The sequence below is a fragment of the Psychrobacter sp. AOP30-A2-5 genome, assembly GCF_052378115.1.
Classification (GTDB): Bacteria; Pseudomonadota; Gammaproteobacteria; order Pseudomonadales; family Moraxellaceae; genus Psychrobacter.
Genome location: NZ_JBQSXK010000041.1, coordinates 1 through 3,901, shown reverse-complemented (window position 1 = coordinate 3,901; position 3,901 = coordinate 1). Strand labels below are relative to the sequence as shown.

Here is a 3,901-nt window from a genome sequence, read left to right as displayed (position 1 = left end):
TCTTATATGGCAACAGATATTGGACCATGTAAAAGAAGTAGAACTAAAGGATATTATCTTTGTAACGGATGATAATAAGGCAGACTGGTGGTTAGAAGTTGCTGTATTTAACGGTAACTCTCAAACAAAGCATCGACAGCCAAGACCTGAACTACTTGATGATATGTATAACCATGCAGAAGTCAAAAATTTTCTAATGTATGACGCAGAGTTTTTCCTTAAATATTCTAGAGATTACCTAAAAGCGAGTGTTTCAGAAGAAACTTTGCAGGAGGCAGGTGAAACAAGAATACTATTGAACCAGCTTATAAATAGTCAAGCTCAGAGTAATCTACAAGCTGAGCGTATTCTACAATCTGAATCATATTTGAGAAAAATAAAGGGGATTCTAAAACTCCAACGCCACAAACAGAGCCATGAATTTGAAAGGTACGAGAGTCATTCACCTAATGATGAGCAAATAATATATTGTGTAGAATGCTCTAGTGATAGCATGATACCTGAAAAGAATAGTGAAACAGGATATCGGTGCGTTTACTGCGATAACGAATATAGTGATGATATAGAAAGTGATTGTACAATATGTGGTATCACATGGCCTTCTGATGATTTACGAAGAGTTGTATGGACTGATGAAGGTGATGTAGAGATAATTTGTCCACGATGCAGAAGAGATCCTAGCTATGTCAAAGATGACTAACTATCATTAGGTGAAATTATAGTTGTAAAAATAGCTTTACCGAAAGAGAAGTATTATGAATTCGATAATCCAAACTACATTAGAATATTTACTGGATGCTAACATGGCCGCCAAAACCGTCACGATAGAAAGCAAAGATTATGTCTTTAACACGCTCAAAGAAGCACAGAAATATTATGACGCCATCGTAAAAGAGCTTTATGATGCACAGCTTACCCTGACAAAGGGTCAAGATTTCGAAGATTTGAAATGGATATATACTACTTACTGTGGTTATACCAATCATAATCTAGACAAATTAAGCAAGTTTGACATCACTGGCTTTAAAGGTATAAGAACCGTCAGAGAAAAAGGCGGTCAATACATACCGACTGAATGCAGTGCTATTATCTTTTCTGATGGCAGCGAAGAAGAGTTTTTCACCGATAAAGCCATCAAAGAGATCTCTCTTAAGCAAAATCCACGCTAATTTGGGCATATTAAGCAGCTAAAATAGCTTTAAACGCTTTTTTTCAAATATTTATGCATTATTTTTAAAATAGTAGTTGACAGGACTGCCGGTCTTGCATAAAATACGCACACTCTTAGCGAGGGGCTATAGCTCAGTTGGTAGAGCACTTGCATGGCATGCAAGGGGTCAACGGTTCGACTCCGTTTAGCTCCACCATACTATTTATTGCAACGCTCAGTACTACTGAAACGTAATCATAAATACTCGCTAGTAGGACGATATCAGCACCTAGGCAATGCTTATTTATTAAGCTATCTGATATTGTGAAATACCGTTGTAACCATTGGTTATAACACTCTATGCGTCCCCATCGTCTAGAGGCCTAGGACACCGCCCTTTCACGGCGGTAACGGGGGTTCGAATCCCCCTGGGGACGCCACTATTCGGCGTCACTTATTAGCACTTTTGCTTAGCATCAGATTAGACTAGTAAGCGAACAATAAAAAAGCCCAGTCATCATACGGTGACTGGGCTTTTTTATGTCTATTGGTTTTGTTATATCCAGTTCATTATAGTTTGGATAAGCTGAAATTAATATATCAACGATCATAACAAGAGACAAACTCTCTAATCGCCCAGCCCCAATGCCTGTATTCGCCCTTGTAATAGCCTTCTAAATATACCCACGGACGATTTTTATTATCATAAGTGGTATCTGTGACATACACCTCGCGATCATTACGCAGCTTATTAATAACCTTGCCATTAGGTTCATCACGAATATTTAATGGAGTACCCGTCGGATCTGTTACTTTGCAAACTCTCTCGGCATGCGCGGCATTTATCCCAACCGTCGTGGCCAAAACAGATACAGCAATGGTATAAGCCAAACGTTTCATCTTAAATCCTTATTATCAACAAATGTCTTATTAATCTCTGATATCTTATCAGAGTTCACATTGCGGTATCTGCGATTTTATAAGATATTTACGTTTTATTGATTTTGATAAAGACTGAAGCCATAACCTGCTTTATGGTTTTTAATATCAGTATTTATTGAATGATTTATTCTATTGCCAACCCGTAAGATCCTCGCTACCATCAATCCTATAAGAATTTTATAGAATGTATAAATACTTTATAACGTAAAAATTTTTAGGCTTAACACAAGGACGTTTTAACCATGTTCGGGATTGAGAACTATCTAGGGTTTATCATGGCAGCTATTTTGTTAAACCTGACCCCAGGCACGGATAGCATGTACATCATTACCCGTAGTATTTCGCAGGGGCAAACGGCAGGGTTTTATTCTGTGTTGGGTATTACTTCAGGCATTCTGGTGCATACGCTACTGGCTTCGCTAGGATTGTCCGTGTTGCTGGCTAACTCCCCTACGGCATTTATGCTCGTAAAATATATTGGTGCCAGCTATTTGTGCTATCTAGGCGTCAAAATGCTCATAAGTAAACAACAGCCTTTGATAGCCGCGAGTTTGCAGGATGACGAGAAGCCAAAGCCCGTTCAGCCTTTAGATCACTGGCAGATATATAAGCAAGGTGTGCTCACCAATACCTTTAATCCAAAAGTTGCATTATTCTTTTTGGCGTTCTTCCCTCAGTTTATCGATGCCAGTTATGCTTATAGCATGGTGTCGTTCGTCATTTTAGGACTGACCTTTGCTGTCACTGGCTTTATATGGTGCTTATGCTTAGCATTATTGGCGTCAAAATTCAGTGAGAACCTGAGAAAAAAGCCCTCTATCGAAGCCATTTTAAACAAGATAAGCGGTGTGGTATTTATTGGCTTGGGAATTAGGCTGTTGACTGAGAAGGGTTAAATAAACGTTTTTAAATTATTTATGTGGGTTAAGGCATGCTAGTCATCCATATTAGCTAAGGTATAAATCTATGAGCGCTGCTAATCAAGATATTGAAGACTTGAACTTCATTATAACTGAAGCAATAAGACTTAATAAATTATCTAGACTAGATCCTGAGTTATATAAAAGTGATTTTTACAATGATATTGATTGTATAGTTTCTTCTTTAAAACCACCCCAAGACATAGGTGAAATTGATCACACGTTAATCCAATTCAATTTTTCATCAGCTGCTCAGAAAGTATTAGAAAATATAGCCAAAAGGCAATATAGACTTACTGAAGGTGTAACAGTACTTGATTTAGAAACTGAGATTAGAAACTCCATATATATACATTTAAAGAATAATGGTAGTTTTGATTCACCCGGCTGTATGAAATTACTCGCAAGGGCACAGAAAAGAGCGAAGAGAAGTAGGAAGCAGATTACTTACTTCTTTCCGTTTAATGCAGTTGGTTTGAGCCCTGAAAAAGAAATAAATATTGGGAATTTAAAAATAATTCATAAAGATAGCATTTACGCTAAAGTCAAAGAGGATGACCATTATCGTTTCTTTATAAAGAGTAATGAAGATATCTTCAATTGTCTATTACATATACCTATACCAGAGAGCTCTAGTAATCTTAGTAAGCACAGAGCAGAGAATGTCGCAAATTTCATATATGGTGTTATTAGAGTTTTCACCACATCCTATCACTATAAAGCCGATCAAATAATATTGTTGAATCATCCTTTTCATAAAGATACTACTCATTATATAGCTAGTAGCAATGATGATTACTGGATTGAAGGCTCCTATTTGTTCAATGAGGATTTAAAGGAATTTTGGGATTTATTCGAAGAAGACTTAAAGTCTGATATAGGAACTGTT

At 37.0% G+C, this 3,901-nt stretch carries 5 protein-coding genes and 2 tRNA genes; 6 read left to right on the top strand and 1 reads right to left on the bottom strand.

Annotation, left to right across the window (positions count from 1 at the left end):
* From ACT3S4_RS14175 to ACT3S4_RS14160, 4 genes are all read left to right on the top strand, one after another.
* A partial coding sequence (locus ACT3S4_RS14175; RefSeq protein ID WP_444761285.1) for a PIN-like domain-containing protein occupies nt 1-700 on the top strand: 700 nt, incomplete at its 5' end.
* Nucleotides 701-755: 55 nt separating this feature from the next.
* Nucleotides 756-1,169: a hypothetical protein gene (locus tag ACT3S4_RS14170; RefSeq protein WP_227676018.1), complete on the top strand. Its 414-nt coding sequence runs from the start codon at nt 756-758 to the stop codon at nt 1,167-1,169.
* Between the two features lie 122 nt (nt 1,170-1,291).
* A tRNA-Ala gene (locus ACT3S4_RS14165) sits at nt 1,292-1,367 on the top strand.
* Between the two features lie 147 nt (nt 1,368-1,514).
* Nucleotides 1,515-1,590, top strand: a tRNA-Glu gene (locus ACT3S4_RS14160).
* Between the two features lie 160 nt (nt 1,591-1,750).
* Here ACT3S4_RS14160 and ACT3S4_RS14155 read toward each other — a convergent pair.
* On the bottom strand, nt 1,751-2,050 hold the full coding sequence (locus ACT3S4_RS14155; protein WP_109591994.1) for a peptide-binding protein: 300 nt from the start codon (nt 2,048-2,050) through the stop codon (nt 1,751-1,753).
* A gap of 284 nt (nt 2,051-2,334) precedes the next feature.
* Here ACT3S4_RS14155 and ACT3S4_RS14150 point away from each other — a divergent pair, with 284 nt between their 5' ends.
* Both ACT3S4_RS14150 and ACT3S4_RS14145 read left to right on the top strand, forming a co-directional pair.
* Nucleotides 2,335-2,988, top strand: coding sequence for a LysE family translocator (locus ACT3S4_RS14150; RefSeq protein ID WP_109591996.1), 654 nt, complete (start codon nt 2,335-2,337; stop codon nt 2,986-2,988).
* A gap of 70 nt (nt 2,989-3,058) precedes the next feature.
* On the top strand, nt 3,059-3,901 hold an 843-nt coding region (locus tag ACT3S4_RS14145), incomplete at its 3' end, for a hypothetical protein (protein WP_444761284.1).

Bases quoted from the DNA above. Each gene is read 5' to 3' on its own strand.
- ACT3S4_RS14170 (WP_227676018.1), top strand. From the start codon at position 756: ATGAATTCGATAATCCAAACTACATTAGAATATTTACTGGATGCTAAC.
- ACT3S4_RS14155 (WP_109591994.1), bottom strand. From the start codon at position 2,050: ATGAAACGTTTGGCTTATACCATTGCTGTATCTGTTTTGGCCACGACG.
- ACT3S4_RS14150 (WP_109591996.1), top strand. From the start codon at position 2,335: ATGTTCGGGATTGAGAACTATCTAGGGTTTATCATGGCAGCTATTTTG.